This window comes from Rhodococcus sp. Z6_132 (assembly GCF_058133635.1).
Genome location: NZ_JBYUNP010000001.1, coordinates 1,277,424 through 1,301,950, shown reverse-complemented (window position 1 = coordinate 1,301,950; position 24,527 = coordinate 1,277,424). Strand labels below are relative to the sequence as shown.

Sequence of the window (24,527 nt, the reverse complement as noted above, 5' to 3'; positions counted from 1 at the left end):
TGCCCGTGCTACTTCTCGGCAGCGACCTTCTTGGCTGCAGCCTTCTTGGCGGGCGCCTTCTTGGCCGCCGCCTTCTTCGCCGGGGCCTTCTTGGCGGGCGACTTCTTGGGTGCCGGACCCCGGGCCCGACGCTCGGCGAGCAGCTCGATGGCCCGCTCGTCGGTCAGGCTCTCCACCGCGTCGCCCTTGCGCAGGCTGGCGTTGGTCTCACCGTCGGTGACGTAGGGACCGAAGCGGCCCTCCTTGATCACCATCGGCTGGTCGGTGTTGGGGTCCTTGCCCAGCTCGCGCAGCGGCGGCTTGGCCGCACCCTGCCGCCCCCGCCGCTTGGGCTCGGCGTAGATCTTCAGCGCCTCCTCCAGGGTGACGGTGAACATCTGCTCCTCGTCGGTGAGCGAACGGGAGTCGGTGCCGCGCTTGAGGTACGGGCCGTAGCGGCCGTTCTGCGCGGTGATCTCCTCTCCGTTGTCCGGGTCCACGCCCACCACCCGGGGCAGCGACAGCAGCCGCAGGGCGTCCTCCAGCGTCACCGTGGACAGGTCCATCGACTTCAGCAGCGAGGCGGTGCGCGGCTTGGGGCCGGTCGCCTTCTTCGCCGTCTTCTTGGCCGGTGTCTTCTTGGCGGCGGTCTTCTTGGCTGCGGTCTTGGTTGCCGTCTTGGTCGCGGTCGTCGCGGCCGGCTCCTCGGCCGCCACCGCCGGCGCCTCTGCCTCGGCCGGTGGCTCGGGCAGCAGCTCGGTGACGTAGGGGCCGAAGCGGCCCTCCTTGGCCACGATCTCGTGCCCGCTGATGGGGTCGGTGCCGAGCTTGCGGCCCTCCTGCGGCGTGGCGAACAGCTTCTCCGCCACCTCCAGGGTCAGCTCGTCGGGCGAGAGGTCATCGGGCAGGTTGGCCCGCTGCGACTCCGGCTCACCGGACTCGCCGGTGACGGTGCGCTCCAGGTACGGGCCAAAGCGCCCCACCCGGACGTAGACCGCTCGGCCCTCGGAGTCGTCGAACATCCGGATGGAGTTGACCTCGCGGGCGTCGATGCCCTCCAGGTTCACCCCCACCAGCTTCTTCAGCCCACCGGTGCGGGCCACGGAGTCGGCGTCGCCGTCCTGGCCGCCGAAGTAGAAGGAGGTGAGCCAGTCGATGCGGCTCTCCCGGCCCCCGGCGATGCTGTCGAGGTCGTCCTCCATGGAGGCGGTGAAGTTGTAGTCCACCAACCTGCCGAAGTGCCCCTCCAGCAGCCCGATGACGGCGAAGGCCACCCACGACGGCACCAGCGCGCTGCCCCGCTTGTAGACGTAGCCGCGGTCCTGGATGGTCTTGATGATGGCCGCGTAGGTGGAGGGGCGACCGATGCCCATCTCCTCCATCGCCTTGACCAGGCTCGGCTCGGTGTAGCGCGCCGGGGGGCTGGTGGTGTGGCCGTCGGCCTCGAGGTCGGCGGCGGTCACCACGTGGCCCTCGGTCAGCTGCGGCAGCCGCGACTCGGCGTCGTCGGCGGCGGCGTCGGAGCTGTCCTCCACCGTCTCCACGTAGGCCTTCAGGAAGCCGGCGAAGGTGATGGTGCGGCCGGAGGCGGCGAACACGCACTCCTCGCCGGTGCCGGCGGTGCCGCTGATGCGCAGGCTCAGCGTGGTGCCGCGCACGTCGGCCATCTGGGAGGCGATGGTGCGCTGCCAGATCAGCTCGTAGAGGCGGTACTCGTCCTGGGTGAGCGTGGAGTGCAGCTCGCCCGGGGTCTGGAAGCGCTCCCCGGCGGGGCGGATCGCCTCGTGCGCCTCCTGGGAGTTCTTCACCTTCTTGGTGTACTGGCGCGGCTGCGGGTGCACGTAGGCCTCGCCGTAGAGCTCGCGGGCCTGGGTGCGGGCTGCGCTGATGGCCGACTCCGACAGCGTGGTGGAGTCGGTGCGCATGTAGGTGATGTAGCCGTTCTCGTACAGCCCCTGGGCGATGCGCATGGTCCGGTCGCTGGAGAAGCGCAGCTTGCGGCCGGCCTCCTGCTGCAGCGTGGAGGTCATGAACGGCGCGTAGGGACGGCGCGTGTACGGCTTGTCCTCGGCGGAGGTGACGGTGAGCCCGACACCCTGCATCGCCTCGGCCAGCCGGCGGGCGTGCGCCTCGTCCAGCACCGTGACGGTGGAGGAGGACTTCACCTGGCCGTCGGGGCCGAAGTCGCGGCCGGTGGCCACCCGGGCGCCGTCGACGCTGTACAGCCGCGCGCCGAAGGTCTGCGGGGTGGCGTCGGCGCCGGCGTCCATGGTGGCGGAGATGTCCCAGTACGAGGCGGAGCGGAACGCCATGCGCTCCCGCTCGCGCTGCACGATGATGCGGGTGGCCACCGACTGCACGCGGCCGGCCGACAGCCGCGGCATGACCTTCTTCCACAGCACGGGGCTGACCTCGTAGCCGTAGAGGCGGTCGAGGATGCGGCGGGTCTCCTGGGCGTCGACCAGGTCGGTGTCCAGCTCGCGGGTGTTGGCGGCGGCCTCGCGGATCGCGCTCTCGGTGACCTCGTGGAACACCATGCGGCGCACCGGCACCTTGGGCTTGAGGGTCTCCTGCAGGTGCCAGGCGATGGCCTCGCCCTCGCGGTCGGGGTCAGTGGCGAGGTAGAGCTCGTCCACGTCGGCCAGCAGCCGCTTGAGCTCGGCGACCTTGCTCTTCTTGTCCGGGCTGACGACGTAGAGGGCGGCGAAGTCGTGGTCGACGTCCACGCCCAGCCGGGCCCAGCCCTCGCCCTTGTACTTGGCGGGAACGTCGGCGGCACCACGGGGGAGGTCGCGGATGTGCCCGCTGGAAGCCTCGACGACGTAGTCAGCACCCAGGTAGGGGGCGATCTTGCGCGCCTTGGTGGGTGACTCGACGATCACCAACCGGCGCGTGCCGCTGCCTGCCGCCTTGCTGCGTGTTGCCAACTAGATCCGCACCTTCCTGCTGCCCCCGACGTGCCACGCGCTCACTGCCCGAGCCCTGCGGCAAGCACAGAGTGGCACACGACGCCCACAACCACAGTAGGCGGCCGGGTGCGGTGCGCTCTGAGTCTCAGCGCTTCGCGACCGGCCAGTACCCGCTGGCGGGCACTGCCGACGGTGCCGAACCCAGCATCTCGCTCAGGCGCAGCACCCGTCGCCGCCCGCTCACCCGCAGGCTCGGGCCACCCCCACGGGCGCCCAGCAGGATGGAGGCGAGGCCGGCGCGGGCCAGCGCGGCGGCCGCGGCCTGGTGGGTGTCCGGCGCGTGCGGGTCCAGCCCCAGGACGTAGTCGTTGTCCTGGCAGCGGCCCGCTGCCAGGGCCCACGCGCGCAGCGCCCGGCCGTCGGGCACCCAGCCGCGGGGCACGGCCTTGACCGCCCCCTTGGTCCAGGCCCGGCCCAGCGCGGCCAGCCCGTCGGAGCCACCGGTGCGCACCAGCGGCGCACCCTGCTCGGAGACGTCCGTCTCAGCCGTGAGTCCGGTCTCCCGGATCAGCTCAGCCACCGCGACGGCACGCCACGGGGCATCGAGCACCACCGACACGCGCGTGCGCCCCCCAGCGCGGAACGCCTGCCCGTGCGCGACCAGCAGCCCCGCCAGGTCGCTCACCGCGGGCACGGCCATGTCCGCAGAGAAGAAGGACAGCTGGTCGGTCACCGCCGGCCCTGCCCTCGACAGCTGGTGTTGCCCCGCATCGTTCATGTCCCCCGGTTGTGTGCTGAGCTGACGCGGCACGGTCGACGGGCCCGCCGGCGCCCGTGCCCAGAAATGACTGAGCCCCCACCGTCGAGGACGGTGGGGGCTCAGTGAAGCTGAGTGGGAAAACTCAGAGGGCGCGGACGCCCGTCGCCTGGGGACCCTTGGTGCCCTGGCCGACCTCGAACTCCACGCGCTGGTTCTCCTCGAGGGTGCGGAAGCCGCTGCCCGAGATCTCGGAGTAGTGCACGAAGACGTCAGCCGAACCGTCCTCGGGGGCGATGAAGCCAAACCCCTTCTCCGCGTTGAACCACTTCACAGTTCCCTGTGCCATGCCTGTATCTCCTCTTGCAAAATGATTTCAGTCGGCCGCACGTACGACCTACCGGGTCGGTAACGAGTGGGCCCCCCGAAAGACACCACACCCGCAACACCGATCCTGCGAGCGCGTGTGCTTTCTCAAGACCTCACGAACACAGAAGCTGCGACCGAGTACAAGTGAACCACGATCTTCGCCTCGGCGACACCCCACGGGCAGAAATCACCCCAAATCTCTGTGATGCACACCCCATCCGCGCCGCTCGGGGGTGCTCGTGCAGGGGTGCGGGCGGGACTAGGGTCGCACCCAGATGACTACCTCTCTGCCCTGCTCACCCGGCACGTACGGCTCCGAGCTGCTCGACCGGGTGCTGGCCGGCGTTCCCGGCGCACAGTCACCTGTGACGCACGTCGCACAGCTGCCTGCCCGGGTGGCTGCCCACACCGCCTGGCCCGGCTGGGTGACGCCCGCCCTGGTGTCCGCGCTCGGCAAGCGAGGGGTGGCCCAGCCGTGGACCCACCAGAGCACCGCGGCCACGCTGGCCCACTCCGGGCAGCACGTGGTGGTGGCCACCGGCACCGCGTCGGGCAAGTCGCTGGCCTACCAGCTCCCTGTGCTCACCGCGCTGGCCCAGGACCCGCGGGCCACCGCGCTGTACCTCTCTCCCACCAAGGCCCTGGGCGCGGACCAGCTGCGCTCGGCGCAGGCGCTGGGCGACCGGGAGGTGCGGGCGGCGATGTTCGACGGCGACACCCCGCTGGACGAGCGCGACTGGGTGCGGGCGCACTCGCGCTGGGTGTTCACCAACCCGGACATGCTGCACCGCGGGGTGCTGCCCCGGCACGAGCGCTGGGTGCGCTTCCTGCGCCGGCTGCGCTACGTGGTGGTGGACGAGTGCCACTCCTACCGCGGGGTGTTCGGCTCGCACGTGGCCCTGGTGCTGCGCCGGCTGCAGCGGCTGTGCGCGCGCTACGGCTCCGAGCCGGTGTTCATCCTGGCCAGCGCCACCTCCGCCGACCCAGGTCCCGCGGCGTCGCGGCTGGTGGGTGCACCGGTGGTGGCGGTGACCGAGGACGGCTCGCCGCACGGACCGCGCACGGTGGCGCTGTGGGAGCCGCCGCTGCTGGCCGAGGTGACCGGGGAGAACGGCGCCCCGGTGCGCCGGCCCGCGGGCACCGAGGCCGCACGGATCATGAGCGACCTGGTGGTGGAGGGCGCCCGCACCATGACGTTCGTGCGCTCCCGCCGGGGGGCGGAGCTGACCGCCCTGGGCGCGCAGCGCGCGCTGGCACAGGTCGACCCCGCGCTGGCCGGGCGGGTGGCCGCCTACCGGGCCGGCTACCTGGCCGAGGACCGCCGCAAGCTGGAGCGCTCGCTCAACGACGGCACGCTGCTGGGGGTGGCCACCACCAACGCGCTGGAGCTGGGGGTGGACGTGGCCGGCCTGGACGCGGTGGTGGTGGCGGGCTTTCCCGGCACGGTGGCGTCGTTCTGGCAGCAGGCCGGCCGGGCCGGACGGCGCGGCGAGGGCTCGCTGGTGGTGCTGGTGGCCCGGGACGACCCGCTGGACACCTACCTGGTGCACCACCCCGCGGCGCTGCTGGACCGCCCGGTGGAGGCGGCGGTGACCGACCCGACCAATCCCTACATCCTCGGCCCGCACCTGGCCTGCGCCGCGGCCGAGCAGCCGCTGACCGACGCCGAGGTGGAGCAGCTGTGGGGCTCGCCCACCGAGCTGCTGGCCGAGCTGTGCGAGCTGGGCGTGCTGCGCCGACGCCCGCGCGGCTGGTACCTGGCCGCGGGGCAGCACCCGCACCAGGAGCTGGACCTGCGTGGTTCCGGTGGCCTGCTGGTGGCGGTGGTGGAGGAGTCCACCGGCCGGATGCTGGGCACGGTGGAGAACGGGCAGGCGCCGGCCCAGGTGCACCCCGGCGCGGTGCACCTGCACCAGGGTGAGTCGTACGTGGTGGACGCCCTGGACCTGGAGCACGGGGTGGCGCTGGTGCACGCGGAGGACCCCGACTGGTCCACCTCGGCCCGGGAGGCCAGTGACATCGCCATCGTCAAGGTGCTGGAGCAGACCAACCACGGCGAGGTGTCGGTGGCACTGACCGAGGTGGACGTGACCAGCCAGGTGACCGGCTACCTGCGCCGGGCGCCGTCGGGGGAGGTGCTGGAGTCGGTGGAGCTGGACATGCCGGCGAACACGCTGCGCACCCGCGCGGTGATGTACACCGTCACCGAGGAGCTGCTGTCCCGCGCCGGGGTGGCCGCGGCCGACGTGCCGGGCTCGCTGCACGCCGCCGAGCACGCCGCCATCGGGCTGCTGCCGCTGGTGGCCACCTGCGACCGCGGCGACATCGGCGGGGTGTCCACGGCGCTGCACCCCGACACCGGGCTGCCCACGGTGTTCGTGCACGACGGCCACCCCGGTGGGGCGGGCTTCGCCGACCGCGGGCACACCGAGCTGCCGCGATGGCTGCAGGCCACCCGGGACGCGATCGCGGCGTGCGAGTGCACCAGCGGCTGCCCGTCCTGCGTGCAGTCGCCCAAGTGCGGCAACGGCAACAACCCGCTGGACAAGGCGGGCGCGGTGCGGGTGCTCGACGCCGTGCTCGCCGCGATCTCCGCCTAGCCACCTCCGCCCAGCCCCCGCTCACTCGCCCTGCACCGGGCCGGCGCGGGCTCGGCCGTGGGCGGAGCCCAGCGAGGCGGGTCCGGCGGCGTCCACCTCCACCACCGCGTCCCAGCCGTCCAGGCGGCACGACGCCAGGCTCACGTCCATCCCGTCGGTGACCACCGCCGCCCGCCCACAAGCAGCGGCCTCCCCCTCCAGCACGTGGCTCGCCGCGGCCAGCGCCGCGAGGTCGGCAGCGGCCTCCGCACGGTGGCGGGCGCCGACTGCAGCACCGAGCTGCACCACCACGCCGACCACCACCAGCAGCGTGGCCATGCCCAGCACCGTCCACACGGTGGCCGAACCCCGCTCGTTCACGGCCCGACCAGCGCGGCGCTGGGTTCTCCGGCAGAGGGCTCCAGCACCGCCACCGCCTCCCCGGAGATGTCGACCGCGGGCAGCAGGGCACTGGTGGCCTCCACTCGCACCACCACGGTGTCACCCTCGGTGCGCACCGACACCGCCGCTCCGCGGGGCGCCACCTGCTCGGCCACCGACACCGCCCGCTCTCCCTCTCCCCGCGCCGTCAGCCGGGCCGCCTCCCGCGCAGCGTCGAGGCACTGCACGTGCATCGCCACCGCGAGCACCGCGCCCATCCCCGCCACCAGCACCACGGTGAGCGAGGACAGCGCGATGGCTGCCTCCACCGTGACCCCGCCACGGTCATCGCGGACGGCGGCCCGACCGACGGCTCGCATCAGACGCTGGTGGACAGCGCTCGCTGCACCAGGCCGGTGAGCGCACCGACCACCGAGTCACCGGTGACCACGGTGTAGAGCACCGCCCCGAAGGCTGCGGCGGCGATGGTGCCGATGGCGTACTCGGCCGTGGACATCCCGTCGTCCTGCGCCGCTGCCAGCAGCAGCCTGGTGGTCAGCCGCTGCTTGAGGCTGATCGTCTCCCCCGTGCCCTTCGCTCCTGCACCGTCCTGCTTCCGCACGTCCTGCGTGGTTCTGGTCATCACGTCCCCCTTCTGCGCACCGTGGACCGTCCACGGTGGACAACTCGTGGCTCAGACAAGCCCGCCCTGCAGCAGCGGCCCGGCCAGCCCCACCACCACCGGCGCGACGCCGAGGCAGACGAAGGCCGGCAGGAAGCACAGCCCCAGCGGCCCGGCCACCAGCACGCCCGCGCGTTCGGCCCCCGCGGCCGCGCTGTCCTCGGCGGCCGCCCGCTGCAGCTCGGCCAGCTCGGCCACGCCCCCGGCCAGCGACGCACCGGAGCGCCCGGAGCGGCGGGCGAGCCGGGCGAGCGGCTCGGTGTCCTCCTGCTCCGCCGCCGCGGCCCAGGCCGCTGCCGGGTCGGCACCCAGCCGGAGCAGCTCGCCCGCCTGGCGCAGCGCCGCAGCCATAGCCGGGGGCGCCGAGGGGGCCACCACCAGCACGGCGGTGGCCACCGGCAGCCCGGAGTACAGGCACGCGGCCAGCAGGTCGTAGGCACCCGCCGCACCCAGCCGGTCTGGCGGAGTGGCGGGACCGCGACTGACTCGGCGCATCCCCACGTAGCCACCCGCCGCCAGCAGCACCCCGCAGGTCGCTCCGGCAGCACCGCCGACGCCCAGCACGGCCGCGAGCCCCAGCAGTACAGCCACCACCACCGGGGCCACCGCGTCAGCCCGACTCGACCGGCTCGGGTCCGCGGCGCTGAGCAGGGCCTGCACCCGGGCGCGGGACGGCACCGTGGGCGCCGCCAGCAGAGCCAGCGCGAGCAGCACCGCCGTGGCCGTCACCGCACGGCCCTGGCCGTGATGCGCCCGGTCCAGGCCAGGCCCGCGCAGATCAGCACCGTGCCGGTGACCAGCAGCAGTCCGCCGGTGGTGTCGCGCAGCAGCAGCCGCACGGGGTGCGCGCCGATCGCCTGGCCCAGCGCGATGCCCAGCAGCGGCAGACCCGCGAGCACCGCGGCCGTGGAGCGGGCACCGGCCAGCCCGGCCTCGGTGCGGCTGCGAAAGCGCAACCGGCCCGCGAGGTCGCGGCGCACCGCCTCGAGCAGCTCGGCCAGCGCCACCCCGCGCTCGTCGGCCACCCGCCACGCGGCGGCCACCCGGTCCAGCTCGGCGTCCAGCCCGGGTCGGCGCGAGCGCAACCCGGACGCGGCGCTGGCACCCAGCCGGGCGCGGGCAGCGGCCTCGGCGAGCACCACCGACACCGGACCACTGACCTCCGCAGCCGCCGCGGCGCACGCTGCTGCCGGGTGGGCGCCCACCCGCAGCTCGCCGACCAGCACCTCCAGCGCCGCGACCAGCGTGGCAGAGGCCAGCGCGTCCTCGCGGGACCGTCGGCGCAGCCGCCAGCGCCGGTGGGCGGTGACCGCCAGCAGCAGCGCCGCCACGGCCGGCAGCGGTCCGCCCGCCAGCACGCCGACGCTCGCAGCGGCCACAGCCACCCCGGCCGCCGACAGCGTCGGGAGGCGGCGTGCCGCAGCTGCGTCGTGGCCCAGCCCACGCAGCCGCGCTCGGGCACCGCTGTCGGGCAGCACGAGCAGGGCGGCTGCGAGGGCGAGGGTGGCGGTCACAGCGGCACCCCGCGCTGGGCGAGCAGCTCGACCAGCAGCCCCATGCCCGCGCCGGCGCCGTCGTCGCGGGTCCACGCCCGCAGCACCGAGACGGTGCCGCCGGGTGAGCGGGTGAGCACGCCGATGCCGGTCAACCCCCTGGCCCCGTCGGCGCCGCGGTGCACGTGCAGCACCACCTGCACCGCGGCGGCCAGCTGGCTGTGCAGCGCGCTGGCCCCCAGCCCGCCCAGCGCGGCCAGTGCCTCCAGCCGGGCGGGCACCTCCTGCGGGGAGTTGGCGTGCACCGTGCCCGCTCCCCCGTCGTGCCCGGTGTTCAGGGCGGTGAGCAGGTCCACCACCTCCGCGCCGCGGACCTCCCCCACCACCACCCGGTCCGGCCGCATCCGCAGGGCTTGGCGCACCAGCTGGCGCACGGTCACCTCACCGACGCCCTCCACGTTGGGCGCACGCGCGACCAGGCGGACCACGTGCGGGTGCTGGGGCGCCAGCTCGGCAGCGTCCTCCACGCAGACGATGCGCTCGGCGGCGTCCACCCGGGCGAGCAGGGCGGCCAGCAGGGTCGTCTTGCCGGCGCCGGTGCCGCCGACCACGAGGAAGGCCAGGCGCGCGGACACGATGGCCGCCAGCAGCTGCGCGCCCTCCACGCTGACGGCGCCGCCGGCCACCAACGCGTCCAGGCCCTGGGTTGCCGGGCGCAGCACCCGCAGCGACAGGCAGGTGCCATCGGCGGCGACGGGTGGCAGCACCGCGTGCAGCCGAACCCCGGCCCCGCCGTAGCCCGCGTCGGGCAGCCGACCGTCCACCCACGGCTGAGCCTCGTCCAGCCGGCGCCCGGCCGACAGCGCCAGCCGCTGGGCCAGGCGGCGGACGGCGGCCTCGTCGGCGAAGCGCACCTCGCTGCGCCGCAGCCCGGCGCCGCGGTCCACCCACACCGCGTCCGGCGCGGTGACCAGGACGTCGGCGACGTCAGGCTCGTGCAGCAGCCCCTCCAGCGGCCCGGCACCGGAGAGCTCGGTCTGCAGCATCCGCAGCGCGGCGAGCAGGTCGGTGTCCCCGAGCACCCCACCGGACTCTGCGCGGATCGCCGCGGCCACCACCGCCGGGCTCAGCTCCCCGGGAACCTCGGCCAGGCGGTGGCGCACCCGGTCCAGGAGCTCCTCGCGCTCCAGCAGCGCGCTCACGCCGCCCACCCGCGGCCACCGGCGGTCTCCAGCGCGGCGAGCACCTGCCGGGCCGCGCTGAACAGCGGCGAGCGCCGCGTCTCGCTGAGCCCACCCCGCTCCAGCGCTGCACCCAGCCCCGGCTGCGGGCGCATGGTCGTCAGCAGCGGCAGCCCCAGGGCCTGCCCGACGTCGACCGCGCGGAGACCACCGGGTGCCGGGCCGCGCACCACCAGCTGCAGCCCTGCGCCGTGCGCCCCCAGCGCCTGCACCAGGGCGGCGGCTGCGGCGCACGCCCGCACCTCGGCCGGTACCACCAGCACAGCCAGGTCCGCGCGGTCGAGCACTGCGGCGGTGACCGGGCCCGGGTCTCGCGGCAGGTCGCACACCACCACCTCGCCACCCCTCGCCCCGGCGTCCACCACTGCCGCCACCGCCTCGGCCGAGGGGACGCTCTCCTGCCGCCCGCAGGAGAGCACCGTGAGCAGACCGCGGGCGTCGGCGCTGGGCAGCGCCTCCCGCAGCGCACCGGCCGCCACCCTGCCGCCGGTCAGGGCCACCCCGGACCACCGCAGGCCCGCGCGGTCCTCGGCTCCGAGCACCAGGTCCAACCCGCCGCCCAGGCGGTCGCAGTCGACCAGCAGGCAGCGGTGAGCCTCCGCCACCGCTGCGGTGGCCACCGCAGCCGCGAGCACCGAGGCCCCCGCTCCGCCGCGTCCGCCGAGCACGGCGACCACCAGCCCGGCGCCAGCCGAAGTCTCCTGCTGCTCGCTCATCAGGTGCACCAGGAACCGCTCGCCCTCGGGCAGGGTCACCACGTGCTCCGCCCCCACCGCCACGGCGCTGCGCCAGGGCTCGTCGCCCACCGGTCCCTCGCCCAGCACCACCACCCCGGGTCGGCGCGGCAGCCCGGTCGCGACGCAGCCCTGTGCCGCCCGGTCGTCGAGCAGCACCAGCGGCGCGCTGCCCCAGGACAGCCGCGCCCCGCCGGGGTCCAGGCAGAGCTCCAGCTCGCAGCCCGCGGCGGCAGCCAGGCGCAGCGCCTCCTCCTGCAGCGACTCGGCGGACAGCAGAGCGAGGATCCGTGGGGCCGTGGTGGTCATGACAGTCAGCGTGGGCGGACTCCCCCGCGAGCCCTGTGGTGCGGCTGTGACCTGTGGATGACTCCGCCCGCTGTGGACAGGGCCACCCGGCACGCCCCAGAAGTCCCCGTCCCAGTGATCACTGAGGCACCGCGGCACCACGACGAGCGCTGAGTGGCAGGATCCGGACGATGGAGCTGCAGGACTTCCTGGACCACGTGAACCGCGGCGCGCTGATCGAAGCCGGCTCCGAACAACACCAGTTCATGCACGGCGCCGCCCAGGAGGCGCTGCGGACCGTGGCCGAGATCAACACCGGATACCGCACCCCCGAGGAGGTGCGCGCCCTGCTGGCTCGACTCACCGGAAAGACCGTGCACGAGTCAGTCGCTGTCTTCCCGCCGTTCTACAGCGAGTTCGGCAAGAACCTCACCCTGGGCAAGGACGTCTTCATCAACATCGGCTGCCGCTTCCAGGACACCGGCGGCATCACCGTTGGGGACGGTGCGCTCATCGGCCACGGCAGCACCCTGACGACGCTCAACCACGGGATCAACCCCGACCAGCGCGCGGACATGTCCCCGGCGCCGGTCGTGATCGGCCGCAAGGTGTGGCTCGGTGCTGGGGTGACCGTCGTCCCGGGCGTGACGGTCGGTGACGGCGCGATCGTGGGAGCTGGTTCGGTCGTGACCAAGGACGTGCCGGCCAACGCGATCGTCGCTGGCGTGCCGGCCAAGCTCATCCGCATGACCGGGTACGACGCCTTCCCGAGCGGGTGAGCGAGCAACGCGCCGTCGAGCGGCTGATCAGCTACAGCGACGCGGTCGTGGCCATCGCCGCCACGCTGCTGGTGCTGCCGCTGGTGGACATCGCGCCCGAGGTGCAGGCCAGACCGCTCGGTGAGGTGCTCGCCGACCACCGCAGCCAGCTGCTCGCGTTCGTGCTCAGCTTCGTGGTGATCGGCCGCTTCTGGGCGGCCCACCACCGCCTGTTCCAACCGCTGCGGGGACACACGCCGGCACTGGTGTGGCTGAACATGCTGTGGCTGCTCAGCATCGTGTTCCTGCCGTTTCCCACCCAGGTGGTGGCCACGCTCGACGGTCAGCACCGTGGAGCGGTGGGCCTCTACATCGGCACCATGCTGGTGACCAGCGCGGCGGGGTTGGCGATGGCGGTGCTGATGAGTCGTGACGAGGCACTGACGGCCCCGAGCGAGCGCACCGGGCTCGGCGTCCTGCACGCAGCGAGCGCCGCGGTCGCGCTGGCCGCAGCGCTGGCGCTCGGGGTGGCCGTGCCGACCGTGGGGCTGTGGGCCCTGCTCCTGCTGGTCCTGCAGGGGCCGCTGCTGCGGCTGTTCCTGCGGATGCGGTAACGCTGGAGGTCGGGACTCCGAAATACAGGAGAACTCGTCCTTGACGACAGCGTCCGGAAGTTAAGGGACGACCCCCGCCAGGGGGGAGGGGCGGGGGTCGTCGAGCTCAGCCCCGGGGGGTCGGGCTGAGCACACCTGGAACAAGTCCAGGCGACGTCGACTCTACCCCCAAAACTTCGACACATGCACCACCCGTGTCGATACTTCCCCGGCCGATGTCGGGGCCGCGCCCTATGCTGCCTCGTGTGACCGCTGCCGTGCCCACCAACCAGCGCCCGGTAGCGGCGTTCTTCGACCTGGACAAGACGATCATCGCCAAGTCCAGCACGCTGGCCTTCAGCCGCCCGTTCTTCCACGAGGGCCTGATCAACCGCCGAGCAGTGCTCAAGAGCAGCTACGCGCAGTTCCTCTTCCTGCTCGCCGGCGCCGACGCCGACCAGGTGGAGCGCATGCGTGCCCACCTCACCTCCCTCTGCGCGGGCTGGGACGTCAAGCAGGTCCGGGCCATCGTCGAGGAGACGCTGCACGACGTGGTCGACCCGCTGGTCTACGTCGAGGCCGCCGAGCTCATCACCGAGCACAAGGCGCGGGGCCACGACGTGGTGGTGGTGTCGACGTCGGGCGACGAGATGGTCACCCCCATCGCCCGGATGGTCGGTGCTGACCACAGCGTGGCCACCCGCATGGTGGAGGCCGACGGGCGCTACACCGGCGAGGTCGACTTCTACTGCTACGGCGAGGCCAAGGCGGAGGCGATCCGACGGCTCGCCGACGAGCGCGGCTACGACCTCGAGGCCAGCTACGCCTACAGCGACTCCTCCACCGACCTGCCGATGCTCACCGCGGTCGGGCACCCCACCGCCGTCAACCCCGACCGGCTGCTGCGCAAGGAGGCCACCCAGCGGGGCTGGCCGATGCTCACCTTCTCCGCACCGGTGCCGTTGCGAGCCCGCATCCCCACGGCCTCCTCCTCCGCCGTCGCCACCGCCGCGGTAGGGCTGGGCGCCGCGGCGGCCGGCGCCACCTGGTACGGCCTCGCCCGCCGTCGCCGCGGGCGCTGATCCGCCACCAGCACGGGGCAGGAGTCGTTGCCCGAAGAGTCTTGATGTGGGCGAAATCACGGCGTAGAACTGAGGGCAGAGCCGCGAACCGGCCACGGTGGGATCGGATGAGAAGGTCTCACCCCCCACTCGAGGCTCGACGCGAAACGCTCGGAACCCACGCGCAGGCCGACGACAAAGGCAGCGTGGCAGGGCCTGCGACAGTCGACAGATGTCCTCTGACGCCGAGGCCTACCAACTCCGCGCACCGTGCACGCTTGGTACCCGAGCTGCTCGTGACCGTGAACGGCGTCCCGGCCACCCCTGGCGGGGCGTCGTTCCGCGTGCGCGGGGCGAGGCGGGCTAGCGGCCCAGCTCGGCGAGCTTGCGGAAGTCCCAGCTGACGATCTTGGTCGGCACCAGCCGGTGCCACGCGTGCTTGCCGTCGTGCGGCAGCTCGTCCAGACCGAAGTACTTCTGGGCGAAGCTGCGCTCCATCGGCACCAGCACCTCGTCGGGCGCACCGGTGCGGGGCACCTCGCCCACCACCTCGACGCTGCCGTGCAGCTCCACCCCGCGCAGCTCCAGGTAGTCGTGACCGTCGTCCACCACCACCGCCACCCGGGGGTCACGAGCCAGGTTCGCCCAGCGCTTGCTGCGGGTGATGCTCTGCATCCACAGCGCCTCGCCGTCCCAGATGAACCACAGCGGTGACACGTGCGGGGCGCCGTCGGCGCTGACGGTGGCCATCCGGCAGGTGCGCTGCTCGGCCAGGAACGCGTCTCGCTCGGGCGCAGACATGGCGATCTTGCGGCCGCGCTTCTGCTCTGCAGCACTCACGGAAATCTCCTTCACGTCCGTGGCCGATCCTGGGTGACGCGGACCACAACTGCTCCGGAGCGTAGGGCACTAGCCCGGGTGGGCGTCGGCGATGGAGGTCGCCTCGCGCGCACCGGCCTCCAGCGCGGCACAGCAGCTGAGCACCCACGTGGCGATGCCGTCGGCACTGCCGGCGGCGAAGGCGGCCGCCTCGTCGCGGTACTGGGCCGGACGGCGCATCCAGTACACCTCGGGCACCGTGAGGTTCTTCGGGTCCAGCCCGGTGCTCACCGCCACCAGCCGGGAGGCGGCACGGGCGACCACCCCGTCGGCGGTGCCGAAGGGCGCCAGCGTGACCAGCTCGCCGTGCAGCACCGCGGCGAGCACCGCGGCCGGGACCTTGGTGCCCCCGGTGACCAGCTGGGCCAGCAGGTCCAGCCGCTGGGCCACCCCGGCGCCCGGGCGCGGCCGGCCCAGCGCGTCGGGATCGCTCAGCCCGGACGCGGCCAGCAGGTGCAGCCGCGCCAGCACCTGTAGCGGGGCCCGGCTCCACACCCGCAGGGTGGCCTCCAGGGCGGTGCCGTCCAGCGCCGCTGCCACCCGCACCGAGCCGGCGAGCACGGGGTCGGCCACCTCGCCGTCGGAGTCCTCCGCCGGCAGCTCGGGCGCACCACCATCGAGGGTGGCCGACGCACGGGCGGCCCGGATGGAGGCCTCGGTGGCTGAGAGCGGGAAGCCCCGCCGGTTCGCGCGGTGGCGGTGCACCTCGGCGATCGCCGCCCCGGCAGACTCGGCGGCCTCGGCCACACCAGGAAGCCGCAGGATCGGCACCAGGGGGTCGTCGGCGGAGGGTTGCGCGGAGGAACGAGCGGCGGCAGACACGTCGAGTAACGCTACCGGCGTGCACCGCCACTACCGCACGGAGTTGCGCCACGTCACCCCCACCTACGGTCGCCGGTGTGACGCACGACGCATATGTTGATCTCATGACCCCCAGCGCTGAGACCCCCCACGCCGAGACCGAGGTGTTCGCACCGACCCCCGAGTTCGCCGCGCAGGCCAACGCCGGCACCGAGCTGCAGGCGCTGGCCGACGCCGACCGGGACGCCTTCTGGGCCGAGCAGGCCCGGCGCCTGCACTGGCACGAGCCGTTCGAGCAGGTCCTGGACTGGACCGACGCCCCGGTGGCCAAGTGGTTCGTCGACGGCAAGCTCAACGTCGCCTACAACTGCGTGGACCGCCACGTGGAGGCCGGCAACGGCGACCGGGTGGCCATCCACTGGGAGGGCGAGCCCGGCGACTCCCGCGACATCACCTACCGCGACCTGCTCGCCGAGGTCAGCCGCGCCGCCAACACCTTCGTCGAGCTGGGCCTGGTCACCGGCGACCGGGTGGCCATCTACATGCCGATGATCCCCGAGGCCATCGTCTCCATGCTGGCCTGCGCCCGGCTCGGCCTCACCCACTCCGTGGTGTTCGCCGGGTTCTCCGCCGGCGCGCTGCGCTCCCGGATCGACGACGCCGAGGCGCGCCTGGTCATCACCACCGACGGGCAGTGGCGCCGCGGCAAGGCTGCCCCGCTCAAGGCCGCGGTGGACGAGGCGGTGGACGGAGCCAAGTCGGTCGAGCACGTGCTGGTGGTCAACCGCACCGACTCCGAGGTGGCCTGGACCGAGGGCCGTGACCTGTGGTGGCACGAGACGGTCGCACAGGCCTCACCCGAGCACACCTGCGAGGCCTTCGACTCCGAGCACCCGCTGTTCGTGCTCTACACCTCCGGCACCACCGGCAAGCCCAAGGGCATCATCCACACCTCCGGCGGGTACCTGACGCAGACGTCGTACACCCACCACTACGTCTTCGACCACAAGCCGGGCCAGGACGTCTACTGGTGCACCGCCGACATCGGCTGGGTCACCGGGCACTCCTACATCGTCTACGGACCGCTCAGCAACGGTGCCACCCAGGTGGTCTACGAGGGCACCCCCAACTCCCCCGACGAGCACCGGCACTGGAACATCGTGGAGAAGTACCAGGTCTCCATCTACTACACCGCCCCCACGCTGGTGCGCACGTTCATGAAGTGGGGCCGCGAGATCCCCGACGCCCACGACCTGTCGTCACTGCGGGTGCTGGGCAGCGTGGGCGAGCCGATCAACCCCGAGGCCTGGCTCTGGTACCACGAGGTGATCGGTGGCGGCCGCTGCCCGATCGTGGACACCTGGTGGCAGACCGAGACCGGCGCCATCATGATCTCCCCGCTGCCCGGCGTCACCGCCTGCAAGCCCGGCTCCGCCATGGCCACCGTGCCCGGCATCTCCGCCGCCGTGGTGGACGAGGAGGCCAACGTGCTGCACGCCGAGGACGGCGAGGTCTCCGGCTACCTGGTGCTCGACCAGCCCTGGCCGGCGATGCTCCGCGGCATCTGGGGTGACATGGAGCGGTACAAGGACACCTACTGGTCGCGCTACGCCGAGCAGGGCTGGTACTTCGCCGGGGACGGCGCCAAGATCGACACCGACGGCGCCATCTGGCTGCTCGGCCGGGTGGACGACGTCATGAACGTCTCCGGGCACCGCATCTCCACCACCGAGGTGGAGTCGGCGCTGGTCAGCCACCACGCCGTGGCCGAGGCCGCCGTGGTGGGCGCCTCGGACGAGACCACCGGGCAGGGCATCGTGGCGTTCGTGATCCTGCGCGGCGGCCAGGACGACGGCGGCGAGGAGCTGGTGGCCGAGCTGCGCAACCACGTCGGCAAGGAGATCGGCCCCATCGCCAAGCCCCGCCAGGTCCTGGTGGTGCCGGAGCTGCCCAAGACCCGCAGCGGCAAGATCATGCGCCGGCTGCTGCGCGACATCGCGGAGAACCGCGAGGTGGGCGACGTGTCCACACTGGCCGACTCCACCGTGATGGACCTCATCTCCTCTGGACTGAACAAGCCCTCCTGAGCCGCGATGCACACCACGGGTTGGTCGCGGGCAGTGCCTGATCGGCTTGTCCGCGACCAACCGTGGCACCATGACCCCTGACGAGCGGTGGCCGGGCCTTGCGCCGTGGCGCCCACAAGACGCACGTGGAGGGGCGAGTTGAGCACTAGCGACCGCAGCACCGGCCAACGCAGCACGGGAGAGGGAGTGCCCACCACGGTGGCCTCCATCCCGCTGTCCGAGATCGACCGGGGCAACCCCAGCATCGGGACGCTGGTGAAGGACGCCACCGCGCAGGTCTCCACCCTGGTGCGCGCCGAGGTGGAGCTGGCCAAGCAGGAGGTGACCGCCGAGGTCAAGAAGGGCGTGCAGGGCAGCATCTTCTTCGTCATCGCCCTCACCGTCGCGCTGTTCAGCGCGTTCTTCCTGTTCTTCACCATCGCCGAGGTCATCGACATCTGGCTGCCGCGCTCGGCTGCCTTCGGCATCGTCTTCGCGCTCATGGTCGTGGTGGCCGCGGTGTTCGGCCTGCTCGGCTACCGCAAGGTGCGCAAGGTCCGCAAGCCCGAGAAGACCATCGACGCGATCAAGGACAACGCGAAGATCGTCAAGCGCGCGAGCTGAGATGTCCCCGCTGGATCCCTCCAGCGTCCGGATCGAGGGTCCCTGGACGCACCGCGACGTGCACGCCAACGGGATCCGCTTCCACGTCGCCGAGGTTGACGGCCGTGACGGCTCCGGCCCGCTGGTGCTGCTGCTGCACGGGTTCCCGGAGTTCTGGTGGAGCTGGCGGCACCAGCTGACCGGGCTGGCCGAGCAGGGTGCCCGGGTGGTCGCGGTGGACCTGCGTGGTTACGGCGACTCCGACAAGCCGCCCCGCGGCTACGACGGCTGGACCCTCGCCGGCGACGTCGCCGGGCTGATCCGGGCCCTGGGCGAGACCAGCGCGGTGCTGGTCGGCCACGACTGGGGCGGGCTCATCGCCTGGTCCACCGCCACCCTGCACTCGCGGCTGGTCCGTGGGCTCGCCGTGCTCGGGGCCCCGCACCCGGTGGCCCTGCGCCGGGCGCTGCGCAGCGGCGGCGCCCAGGCCAAGGCACTGCGCCACGCCGCCGCCTACCAGCTGCCTCGCTGGCCGGAGCGCACGCTGCCCGCCGACGACGCCGCCGCCATCGGACGGGTGCTGCGGGAGTGGTCCGGTCCGGACTGGGCCGCCTCCCCCGAGTTCGCCGAGGTGGCCCGCTGCAACCAGCAGGCCATGCAGGTGCCCGGGGTGGTGCACTCCGCGATGGAGTACTACCGCTGGGCCATGCGCAGCCAGCTGCGCAGCGACGGCCACCGCTTCAGCGTGGAGCTGGACCGGCCGCTGACCATCCCCGTGCTGCAGCTGCACGGCGAGCTCGACCCCTGCCTGCTGCCCGCGACCGCAGCGGCGTCCGGCCCGTGGGCGCCCTACCGCGACTACCACCTGCTGCCGGGCGTGGGCCACTTCGTGCACCAGGAGGCCCCGGAGCGCACCAACGCGCTGCTGGCCGGCTTCCTGCAGCGACTGCCCTAGCGCCGGTCGGGCGCGGCGCTCCCGGCTCAGGACGCGGTGCAGGTGCCGGTGGCCACCGGGCGGTCCAGCCCCGCTGCGGCCGCCACCTCGTCGCGCACCTCCGGGCCGGTGAGCACGTAGCCGGTGTCGGCGTTGTCCAGGGCAGCGCCGAACACCACCCCCAGCACGAAGCCGTTGGTGTCGATCATCGGCCCGCCGGAGTTGCCGCTGCGAATCTGGCCGCGGACGGTGTAGACGTCGCGCACCACGGTGGAGTCGTCGTAGATGTTGGGCCCGCGCAGGGAGATCTCCGAGCGCACCCGGGCCGGGGTGGCGGTGTAGGGCCCGTCCAGGGGGTAGCCGAGCACGATCGCCGACTCCCCGGTGGTGGCCGGTTCCTGGGCCAGGGAGAGCACCGGCGCCGTGAGCCCCGGCACGGCGAGCACCGCGAGGTCGCTCTGCGGGTCGTAGAGCACCACGGTGGCCGACAGCTGGCCGCCGGCGGTCTCCACCGCCACCTTGTTGGCCCCGGCGATCACGTGGGCGTTGGTCATCACCCGCTGCGGGGCCACCACGAACCCGGTGCCCTCCAGGCCGCGCGAGCACGACGGCGCGGCGGCCCGCACCTTGAGCACGCTGGCCCGGGTGCGCTGCACCACCTGGCTGGCCTGCACCTCGGTGTCCGGGGCCTCCACCTCGGTGATGGGGGTGCGGGCGAACGGGCTGAGCACGGTGGGCAGCCCGGAGGTGTCCAGCAGGTCGCCGAACTCCGAGGGCAGCCGCTGAGCGCTGTCGGGCAGCACGTCGTTGACCTCGCCGAGCACCCGCGAGTCACGCACCGCGCTGGCCAGGTCGGCGTCGCCGGCGGAGGCCAGCGGGACCGCCAGCAGCCACGCGGCGATGAGCACGGCCGCCGCCTGCACCGCCGCGCCCAGCGCGCTGTCCACCACTCGCACTGCGGCGACGCGCATGGTGCCGCGGATGGTGCGCCCCACCAGCACCCCGAGGGTCTCCCCCACGGCGATGAGCATCACCACCACGCCGACACCGACGGCGATCCGGGCGGCGGCGCCGTCCACCATCTCCACGAAGGTGGGCGCCAGCCGCAGGCCGACCACCGCGCCCAGCAGCACGCCGGCGAAGGCCAGCAGCGAGACGGCCACCCCCTGCCGCCAGCCCGACGCCGCGGCCAGCAGCGCCAGCACGATGACCAGCAGGTCCACCCAGTTCACGCGGTCACCTCGGGCTCGGGGTCGGTGCCGGTGCGCCGCAGCACGGTGTCCAGGTCACGGACGTCGCCGGTGTCCCAGGGGCGGTCCCAGCCGGCCAGCGACGACAGGGTGGCCAGCAGACCGCCGGTGAAGCCCCAGACCAGCAACCCGTCCACGGTGAAGGCGGGGCTGGTGTAGCCGGAGGGGTGGTGCAGCTGGAAGCGGTTGGCCGGGTCGAGCAGGGTGCGCAGCGGGATGCGCTCCACGCGGGCGGCCTCGGCAGGGTCGACCACGCGGACCGGGCTGGGCTGGGCCCAGTGTGCGAGCACCGGGGTGACCCGGAAGCCCGACGGCGGGACGTTCAGCTCGGGCAGCAGGGCCAGCGGGTGCACTCCCGAGGCGTCCAGGCCGGTCTCCTCCTCCGCCTCGCGCAGCGCCGCGCCCACCGGTCCGTCGTCGCCGGGATCGAGGGCTCCGCCGGGGAAGGCCACCTGGCCGCTGTGGGTGCGCATCGAGCTGGCGCGCTCCAGCAGCAGCACGTCGGCGTCGTCCACGTCGTGACCGGAGAACAGCATGAGCACGGCCGCGGGACGCGCGGAGACCGGCGGCGTGCGCATCCGGGTCAGGTCGGCCATGGACACGTCCTGCAGGGTGCGCAGCAACCCCTCGAGCAACGGAGGAACGTGCACCTCCGGCCCAGCCAGCCGCACGGTCATACCTGCACCCCCAACCACCGGTCGACTGCGCTGGCGACCTGGTCCACGCTGCTGAACGCGACCGCGAGCACTTGCGCGACAGTTCCATCCGCCCGCAGCAGCACAGTAACGGGGTAGGCCGCCGGCGCCCCGGCAAGCGCGCCCAGGCGTTGCTGGGAGTCCTGCACCGAGGCCAGGTGCACCCCGTAGTCGCGCATCGCCTGCAGCCCGCGCAGCTGGTTGGGGTCGCTGTGCACGGTCAGCACCGCCACCTCCGGCTCGGCTCGCGCGGCGAACTCGGCCATCACCGGCAGCTCCTTGGCGCAGGGGCCGCACCACCAGGCCCACAGGTTGAGCACCGCCGGTCGTCCACCCAGCGCGGTGGCCAGGTCCACCGTCTGCCCGCCGGCCAGGCACTGCAGCCGCAGGTCAGCCAGCGGGCCGGTGCTGCGCGGGCCGTCGGCGGCAGGACAGGGGTCGAGGTTGGCGGCCGCCGCGACCTCGGCGAGCCGGGCAGGGTCTTGCTGCTGGGTGGCCTGGGTTCCGGCGGAGCCCGGCACCGGCGCGGAGTCGGTCCGGGGCCACAGCGCGGCCACCAGGGCCAGCACCACGGCCACGCCGACGATGTTCCACCGCACCGTGGGACTCAGCAGCGCGGCTCGCAGTCGCGTCATGCAGGCTGCTGCCCGGCGAGCGCCAGCAGGTGCTCAGCCTCCGGCCCACGCACCAGCTTGGCGGCGGCGGCGGGATCGGTGGGGCCGGTGCCGTAGGCGGGGCAGTCAGCCGCCAGCACGCACACCCCGCACGCCGGGTTGCGCGAGTGGCACACCCGGCGGCCGTGGAAGATCACCCGGTGCGAGAGCACTGTCCAGTCGCGACGCTCGAACAGCGCGCCCACGGCGTGCTCCACCTTCACCGGGTCCTCCTCGGCGGTCCAGCCCCAGCGGCGCACCAGCCGTCCGAAGTGGGTGTCCACGGTGATGCCCGGCACCCCGAAGGCGTTGCCCAAGATCACGTTCGCGGTCTTGCGGCCGATGCCGGGCAGCGCCACCAGCTCGGGCAGCGTGCTCGGCAGCACCCCGTCGTGCTGCTCCACCACCGTCTGGGCCAGACCGAGCAGCGACGACGCCTTGTTGCGGTAGAAGCCGGTCTGGCGGATCAGCTCCTCCAGCTCGGTGCGGTCGGCCCCGGCCAGGGCGTACACGTCGGGGTAGCGGGCGAACAGCGCCGGCGTCACCTGGTTGACCTTCTTGTCGGTGCACTGGGCGGACAAGATGGTGGCCACCGCCAGCTGCAGCGGCGTGCTGAAGTCCAGCTCGCAGTAGACGTGCGGGAACGCCACGCCCAGCGCCCTGTTCATCCGGCGCGCTCGGCGCACCAGCCCCAGCCGCGTCTCCGCAGCGCGGCTGCGGGCCAGTCCTCTCGTCACAGCCACACAGTACGTAGCCGTGGCCGCCGCGGGTCACGGCTCGGTCACCGTGCGCCCTCCGCGGGAGAGCGGCCAGTGAGATGGGGGATACTCGCAAGCATGGAGGGCCTCGCTGTTGTCATCTTCCCGGTGCTGCTGATGTTCTTCGCGCTGTCCATGGAGCGGGTCGAGTCGCGGTTGCGTCGCAGCTCCGTGGGTGGTGAGGACCTCGAGCAGTTCTTCGCTCAGGCGAGCGACGACGAGGTCAACACCTTTGTCCGCGAGGGGCTGCCGCGCAGCATGGACGTCTTCCGCATTCGCCGTCGCCGGGCGGGCCGTCGGGCGCGCCGTCGCCAGGCCAAGGTCGCGGCCACCGCGACCGGGCTGGGTGCGCAATCCCACTGACCGACGTGGTGTGATGCCAGTGACATCAGCGCACTAAGATGGTTGGTCCCGGCATCAACGTCGGCGCGCACCCGGGCAAAACCTGTGCGGCTGGTGATCGAAAGAGGAGTGGTAGTGGACACGGACACGGACGAGGTGCTCGCCAGGGCGGGCATCTTCCAGGGCGTCGAGCCCGCAGCGGTGCAGGCGCTGACGCATCAGCTGCAGCCGGTGGACTTCCCCCGCGGTCACACCATCTTCAACGAGGGTGAGCCTGGCGACCGGCTCTACATCATCATCTCGGGCAAGGTGAAGATCGGTCGGCGCTCGCCGGACGGCCGCGAGAACCTGCTGACCATCATGGGCCCCTCGGACATGTTCGGTGAGCTGTCGATCTTCGACCCCGGCCCCCGCACGTCCGGCGCCACCACGGTCACCGAGGTGCGCGCGGTGAGCATGGACCGCTCCGCGCTGAAGTCCTGGATCACCCAGCGCCCGGAGATCGCCGAGCAGCTGCTGCGCGTGCTGGCCCGCCGGCTGCGCCGCACCAACAACAACCTGGCGGACCTCATCTTCACCGACGTCCCCGGCCGCGTCGCCAAGGCCCTGCTGCAGCTGGCCCAGCGCTTCGGCACCCAGGAGGCTGGCGCGCTGCGGGTCACCCACGACCTCACCCAGGAGGAGATCGCCCAGCTGGTCGGCGCCTCCCGCGAGACGGTCAACAAGGCCCTCGCCGACTTCGCCCAGCGCGGCTGGCTGCGCCTGGAGGGCAAGAGCGTGCTCATCTCCGACCCCGAGCGCCTGGCTCGCCGCGCGCGCTAGCCGCTGACGTCCGGGAGCCGGTGAGCACCACCCCCGCTCAGGCTCCCGGTCGGGCCGCGCCCGCCACCCAGGGCATTCGGCACCACCGCACCACCCGTGCTCTCATTGGGCACATGACAGCTGAGAACCCCGTGCAGAACGTCACCTTTCCGAGCAACGGCTCGACCGCCCACGGCTACCTGAAGCTCCCGGAGTCGGGCAGCGGCCCCGGTGTGATCGTGATCCAGGAGTGGTGGGGCCTGACCACCCACATCGCGGACGTGACCGACCGGCTGGCCGCAGCGGGCTTCGTGGCGCTGGCACCCGACCTCTACGGCGGTGCCACCGCCCACGACGCCGACGAGGCCGGCGAGCTGATGCAGAAGCTGCCCGTGGACCAGGCCGCCCGTGACCTCTCCGGTGCGGTGGACTTCCTGCTGGGCAACGACGCCGTCACCTCCGACAAGGTCGGCGTGGTCGGCTTCTGCATGGGCGGTGGCTTCGTCATCTCGATGGCGGCGCAGCTCGGCGACAAGATCGCCGTGGCCGTGCCCTTCTACGGCATCCTGCAGACCGAGCCGGACTTCACCAACCTCACCGCCCGGATGGTCGGCCACTTCGGCACCCACGACCAGATGATCTCCGAGGAGGCGCTGGGCGAGCTGGAGGCCAAGATCACCGAGGGCAGCGGTCGCGCCCCGGAGTTCTACCGCTACGACGCCGGGCACGCGTTCTTCAACGACGAGAACCTGATGGGCACCTACGACGCCGACAAGGCCAAGCTGGCCTGGGACCGCACCCTGGACGCGCTGCACGCCGAGCTCGGCTAGGGGCGTCTGCAAGTACCACCAAGCGCGCCCGGTCGCGTCTGCAACCGCTACCCACCGCCGTCCGCGCACCCCGCGGGCGGCGGTGGCTGCG

Annotated in this window: 26 protein-coding genes; 10 read left to right on the top strand and 16 right to left on the bottom strand. The window is 73.0% G+C overall.

The window, feature by feature from the left end:
- Positions 1–8: 8 nt before the first annotated feature.
- The 3 genes from topA to AC3YO9_RS06055 all read right to left on the bottom strand — a co-directional run bounded on the left by topA (position 9) and on the right by AC3YO9_RS06055 (position 3,994).
- Positions 9–2,906 (bottom strand): type I DNA topoisomerase, encoded by a 2,898-nt coding sequence (gene topA, locus AC3YO9_RS06065; protein ID WP_489982464.1) that lies wholly within the window; start codon positions 2,904–2,906, stop codon positions 9–11.
- A 127-nt stretch (positions 2,907–3,033) separates the two neighbouring features.
- Complete coding sequence (locus AC3YO9_RS06060; RefSeq protein ID WP_489982586.1) at positions 3,034–3,588, bottom strand: hypothetical protein; 555 nt, start codon at positions 3,586–3,588, stop codon at positions 3,034–3,036.
- A gap of 202 nt (positions 3,589–3,790) precedes the next feature.
- Positions 3,791–3,994 (bottom strand): cold-shock protein, encoded by a 204-nt coding sequence (locus tag AC3YO9_RS06055; RefSeq protein WP_127781809.1) that lies wholly within the window; start codon positions 3,992–3,994, stop codon positions 3,791–3,793.
- A 295-nt stretch (positions 3,995–4,289) separates the two neighbouring features.
- Here AC3YO9_RS06055 and AC3YO9_RS06050 point away from each other — a divergent pair, with 295 nt between their 5' ends.
- Complete coding sequence (locus AC3YO9_RS06050) at positions 4,290–6,614, top strand: DEAD/DEAH box helicase (protein WP_489982463.1); 2,325 nt, start codon at positions 4,290–4,292, stop codon at positions 6,612–6,614.
- A gap of 21 nt (positions 6,615–6,635) precedes the next feature.
- Here the strand turns inward: AC3YO9_RS06050 and AC3YO9_RS06045 are convergent, their stop codons facing one another.
- From AC3YO9_RS06045 to ssd, 7 genes are all read right to left on the bottom strand, one after another.
- Positions 6,636–6,974: an Rv3654c family TadE-like protein gene (locus tag AC3YO9_RS06045; RefSeq protein WP_489982462.1), complete on the bottom strand. Its 339-nt coding sequence runs from the start codon at positions 6,972–6,974 to the stop codon at positions 6,636–6,638.
- The gene (locus AC3YO9_RS06040; RefSeq protein WP_489982461.1) at positions 6,971–7,354 is read right to left on the bottom strand and encodes a TadE family type IV pilus minor pilin; all 384 of its coding nucleotides are present in this window, start codon (positions 7,352–7,354) and stop codon (positions 6,971–6,973) included. The genes AC3YO9_RS06045 and AC3YO9_RS06040 overlap by 4 nt, the downstream gene beginning before the upstream one ends.
- Positions 7,354–7,551, bottom strand: coding sequence for a DUF4244 domain-containing protein (locus AC3YO9_RS06035; RefSeq protein ID WP_127784577.1), 198 nt, complete (start codon positions 7,549–7,551; stop codon positions 7,354–7,356). The genes AC3YO9_RS06040 and AC3YO9_RS06035 overlap by 1 nt, the downstream gene beginning before the upstream one ends.
- Before the next feature lie 117 nt (positions 7,552–7,668).
- Complete coding sequence (locus AC3YO9_RS06030) at positions 7,669–8,250, bottom strand: type II secretion system F family protein (protein ID WP_489982585.1); 582 nt, start codon at positions 8,248–8,250, stop codon at positions 7,669–7,671.
- Positions 8,251–8,381: 131 nt separating this feature from the next.
- Positions 8,382–9,170, bottom strand: a complete 789-nt coding sequence (locus AC3YO9_RS06025; protein ID WP_489982460.1) for a type II secretion system F family protein — start codon at positions 9,168–9,170, stop codon at positions 8,382–8,384.
- Positions 9,167–10,360 (bottom strand): TadA family conjugal transfer-associated ATPase, encoded by a 1,194-nt coding sequence (locus AC3YO9_RS06020; protein ID WP_127781804.1) that lies wholly within the window; start codon positions 10,358–10,360, stop codon positions 9,167–9,169. Before AC3YO9_RS06020 ends, AC3YO9_RS06025 begins: the two co-directional genes overlap by 4 nt.
- Positions 10,348–11,433, bottom strand: a complete 1,086-nt coding sequence (gene ssd, locus AC3YO9_RS06015; protein ID WP_489982459.1) for a septum site-determining protein Ssd — start codon at positions 11,431–11,433, stop codon at positions 10,348–10,350. Before ssd ends, AC3YO9_RS06020 begins: the two co-directional genes overlap by 13 nt.
- Positions 11,434–11,603: 170 nt before the next feature.
- Here ssd and AC3YO9_RS06010 point away from each other — a divergent pair, with 170 nt between their 5' ends.
- The 3 genes from AC3YO9_RS06010 to AC3YO9_RS06000 all read left to right on the top strand — a co-directional run bounded on the left by AC3YO9_RS06010 (position 11,604) and on the right by AC3YO9_RS06000 (position 13,845).
- The gene (locus AC3YO9_RS06010; RefSeq protein ID WP_489982458.1) at positions 11,604–12,191 is read left to right on the top strand and encodes a DapH/DapD/GlmU-related protein; all 588 of its coding nucleotides are present in this window, start codon (positions 11,604–11,606) and stop codon (positions 12,189–12,191) included.
- Complete coding sequence (locus tag AC3YO9_RS06005) at positions 12,188–12,784, top strand: TMEM175 family protein (RefSeq protein WP_489982457.1); 597 nt, start codon at positions 12,188–12,190, stop codon at positions 12,782–12,784. The genes AC3YO9_RS06010 and AC3YO9_RS06005 overlap by 4 nt, the downstream gene beginning before the upstream one ends.
- A 233-nt stretch (positions 12,785–13,017) precedes the next feature.
- Positions 13,018–13,845 carry an HAD family hydrolase gene (locus AC3YO9_RS06000; RefSeq protein ID WP_489982456.1) on the top strand — a complete coding sequence of 276 codons (828 nt, stop codon included), beginning with the start codon at positions 13,018–13,020 and terminating at the stop codon, positions 13,843–13,845.
- Between the two features lie 342 nt (positions 13,846–14,187).
- On the opposite strand, the gene AC3YO9_RS05995 is transcribed toward AC3YO9_RS06000, so the two are convergent.
- Together AC3YO9_RS05995 and AC3YO9_RS05990 are read right to left on the bottom strand one after the other, a co-directional pair.
- Entirely contained in the window at positions 14,188–14,625 is a 438-nt protein-coding gene (locus AC3YO9_RS05995) for a pyridoxamine 5'-phosphate oxidase family protein (protein ID WP_127784575.1), read from the bottom strand.
- A gap of 108 nt (positions 14,626–14,733) precedes the next feature.
- Complete coding sequence (locus tag AC3YO9_RS05990) at positions 14,734–15,525, bottom strand: Fic family protein (RefSeq protein WP_489982455.1); 792 nt, start codon at positions 15,523–15,525, stop codon at positions 14,734–14,736.
- A gap of 104 nt (positions 15,526–15,629) precedes the next feature.
- Between AC3YO9_RS05990 and acs the strand changes: the two genes are divergently transcribed.
- The 3 genes from acs (at position 15,630) to AC3YO9_RS05975 (ending at position 19,128) form a co-directional block, all read left to right on the top strand.
- The gene (gene acs, locus AC3YO9_RS05985; RefSeq protein ID WP_489982454.1) at positions 15,630–17,591 is read left to right on the top strand and encodes an acetate--CoA ligase; all 1,962 of its coding nucleotides are present in this window, start codon (positions 15,630–15,632) and stop codon (positions 17,589–17,591) included.
- Between the two features lie 138 nt (positions 17,592–17,729).
- On the top strand, positions 17,730–18,194 hold the full coding sequence (locus tag AC3YO9_RS05980) for a phage holin family protein (protein ID WP_127781797.1): 465 nt from the start codon (positions 17,730–17,732) through the stop codon (positions 18,192–18,194).
- A gap of 1 nt (position 18,195) precedes the next feature.
- Positions 18,196–19,128 (top strand): alpha/beta fold hydrolase, encoded by a 933-nt coding sequence (locus AC3YO9_RS05975; protein WP_489982453.1) that lies wholly within the window; start codon positions 18,196–18,198, stop codon positions 19,126–19,128.
- A 26-nt stretch (positions 19,129–19,154) separates the two neighbouring features.
- Here AC3YO9_RS05975 and AC3YO9_RS05970 read toward each other — a convergent pair whose 3' ends face one another.
- From AC3YO9_RS05970 to nth, 4 genes are read right to left on the bottom strand one after another with little or no spacing between them, the layout of a single operon-like run.
- The gene (locus AC3YO9_RS05970; protein WP_127781795.1) at positions 19,155–20,339 is read right to left on the bottom strand and encodes a MarP family serine protease; all 1,185 of its coding nucleotides are present in this window, start codon (positions 20,337–20,339) and stop codon (positions 19,155–19,157) included.
- Positions 20,336–21,034: an NUDIX hydrolase gene (locus AC3YO9_RS05965; RefSeq protein ID WP_489982452.1), complete on the bottom strand. Its 699-nt coding sequence runs from the start codon at positions 21,032–21,034 to the stop codon at positions 20,336–20,338. The genes AC3YO9_RS05970 and AC3YO9_RS05965 overlap by 4 nt, the downstream gene beginning before the upstream one ends.
- Positions 21,031–21,687 (bottom strand): TlpA disulfide reductase family protein, encoded by a 657-nt coding sequence (locus AC3YO9_RS05960; protein ID WP_127781793.1) that lies wholly within the window; start codon positions 21,685–21,687, stop codon positions 21,031–21,033. The genes AC3YO9_RS05965 and AC3YO9_RS05960 overlap by 4 nt, the downstream gene beginning before the upstream one ends.
- Positions 21,684–22,373 carry an endonuclease III gene (nth, locus tag AC3YO9_RS05955; RefSeq protein ID WP_127784574.1) on the bottom strand — a complete coding sequence of 230 codons (690 nt, stop codon included), beginning with the start codon at positions 22,371–22,373 and terminating at the stop codon, positions 21,684–21,686. Before nth ends, AC3YO9_RS05960 begins: the two co-directional genes overlap by 4 nt.
- Before the next feature lie 168 nt (positions 22,374–22,541).
- On the opposite strand from nth, the gene AC3YO9_RS05950 reads away from it, so the two are divergent.
- The 3 genes from AC3YO9_RS05950 to AC3YO9_RS05940 all read left to right on the top strand — a co-directional run bounded on the left by AC3YO9_RS05950 (position 22,542) and on the right by AC3YO9_RS05940 (position 24,436).
- Entirely contained in the window at positions 22,542–22,826 is a 285-nt protein-coding gene (locus AC3YO9_RS05950) for a hypothetical protein (RefSeq protein ID WP_241249565.1), read from the top strand.
- A gap of 114 nt (positions 22,827–22,940) precedes the next feature.
- Entirely contained in the window at positions 22,941–23,627 is a 687-nt protein-coding gene (locus tag AC3YO9_RS05945) for a Crp/Fnr family transcriptional regulator (RefSeq protein ID WP_127781792.1), read from the top strand.
- A 113-nt stretch (positions 23,628–23,740) separates the two neighbouring features.
- A complete protein-coding gene (locus AC3YO9_RS05940) occupies positions 23,741–24,436 on the top strand; it encodes a dienelactone hydrolase family protein (RefSeq protein ID WP_127781791.1) in 696 nt (231 codons plus the stop codon).
- The last annotated feature ends 91 nt before the right edge of the window (positions 24,437–24,527 follow it).